Below are 1,746 nucleotides of genomic sequence, written 5' to 3'. Positions count from 1 at the left end.
CACCTTTTTTGACATTTTTTAAGTCATCTATCCATGTAGAGATGACCGTGTGTCTATATAAAGCATCAGGGTATGCCTTTCTAAACCACGTTTTCCCGTCAGGAAGGTCATGAAGATCATAGCCAAAAATTTCCTTGAATTTATTGTTGAGGTAAGTAAAGGTATTATCTTCCCCGATAACCATAATACCATATGGTGCATTATCTGCGAGGACCTGGAATCTTTTTCGTTCTTTTAATCTTTTTTCCTCTGCCTGTTTGCGCTCGGTGATGTCCTCTATTGTCCCATCGTAATTGCGAATATTCCCCTGTTCATCGCGTAGTGCGTTTGCATTGATGGAAACCCAGACCAGCCCTCGTGTCGGGTGTTTGAATTGGACCTCAAAGCCTTTCACCTTTTCCCCTGCGGCGATGCGTTTTTGAAGCCGCAATCTGTCTTCCGGGTTTGCATAGATCTGATTTGGGATATCGGTCACCTTTTCTATCATCTCTTCCGGCGACGCATATCCGCATATCGCTGCGAAGGCCGGGTTGATGATGATAAAGCGCCCTTCAGGGGTGGTCCGGTAAATACCTTCAACGGTATTTTCAAAAATATTCCGGTATTTCTCCTCTGCCTGGAGGAGTTCCTTTGTTTTCCTGTATTTGTACTCCCTCCTGAAATAGAGTAAACAGACTGTAAGGAAGAGGAATATGATGGAACCTGTAACTGCGGAGCGGATGAAATACCCGTATAATGACTTCAGGATTGCATTTTTCTCCTGCCCAACAATGACTGACCAGCCAATCCCCCTTACCGGTGCAATGGATACATAGGAGATGCTCCCCTTTTCTTTTGCATCTGCAATTTCCATATCAATAATGACCCCTGCAACTGCCTTTCCCAGTACGTGCGCGTCAGGGTATTTCGTTATTTTCTCCTGATAGGGAACAGCATTACTGAATATGATGTTTCCTTCCTGGTCGAGGAGGGTGATACTCTTTTCGGGATCTATTATATTTCCCTTGATGAAGGTGGCGAGGAAGAGGGTGCGCTGGGTGCTGCCAAATATCCCGATGACTTTACCTTTTCTGTCTAATACAGGGACAGATATAGCAACAGCGAGATCTTTTTCCAGGACAATCAAACGGAATACTGTAGAAATATAGGGTCTCCATTTCTTGCTTACCCCTTTATACCAGTCACGGTAGGCAAGGTTCTTACCATAGGATTCTTTACTCACCGGGTAGTTTGCCCAGACGACTCCATATTGGTCGGTTATAAAGAGGGTATCGATTTCAGTATGATGCTCGCTTAAGGATTTCATGTGATATATGGCGCGGTCAAAGTCCTTCTTCTTCGCTGCATCGATGAAAAGGGGACGTTGTGAATAGGACTCCAGGATACTGGTAGCTGCCTTCTGATGCTCATAAATGAGCGAGGAGAGGAAACGCGCCTTTAATTTATTTGCAGCGATTGTATCCTTTACTACATGCTGATAGTGGTTGCGTATGACGGAAAAGGTGATAAAAAAGGTAATAATAAAGAGAAACACAATAATTACGGCATATAATTTCTTCCCTTCAAATAAGGTTTTCATGTTTTAAACCCCCGCTGGAGTAACGGCGTAACGGAGTAACGGCGTATGGGCGTGTGTGAGTGACTGCGTTTATTTTAATTTTATCATCCATTTTTCAGATTCACCTATCATTATAACAAGTTGACTAATAATATGTTCGTATGTATCATCAAGCTTATCTTTTAGAC

Annotated in this window: 1 protein-coding gene; it reads right to left on the bottom strand. The window is 43.1% G+C overall.

Features of this window, described 5'->3' with window-relative positions; genetic code table 11:
* Window positions 1-1,579 (bottom strand): PAS domain S-box protein (locus tag NTU69_10050; GenBank protein ID MCX5803853.1); only part of this gene is annotated, 1,579 nt, incomplete at its 3' end.
* Window positions 1,580-1,746 lie beyond the last annotated feature (167 nt).

The sequence above is a fragment of the Pseudomonadota bacterium genome (assembly GCA_026388215.1).
GTDB lineage: Bacteria > Desulfobacterota > Syntrophorhabdia > Syntrophorhabdales > Syntrophorhabdaceae > JAPLKF01.
The sequence above is the reverse complement of the archived record's forward strand: the minus strand, read 5'-3'. Positions and strand labels throughout refer to the sequence as shown.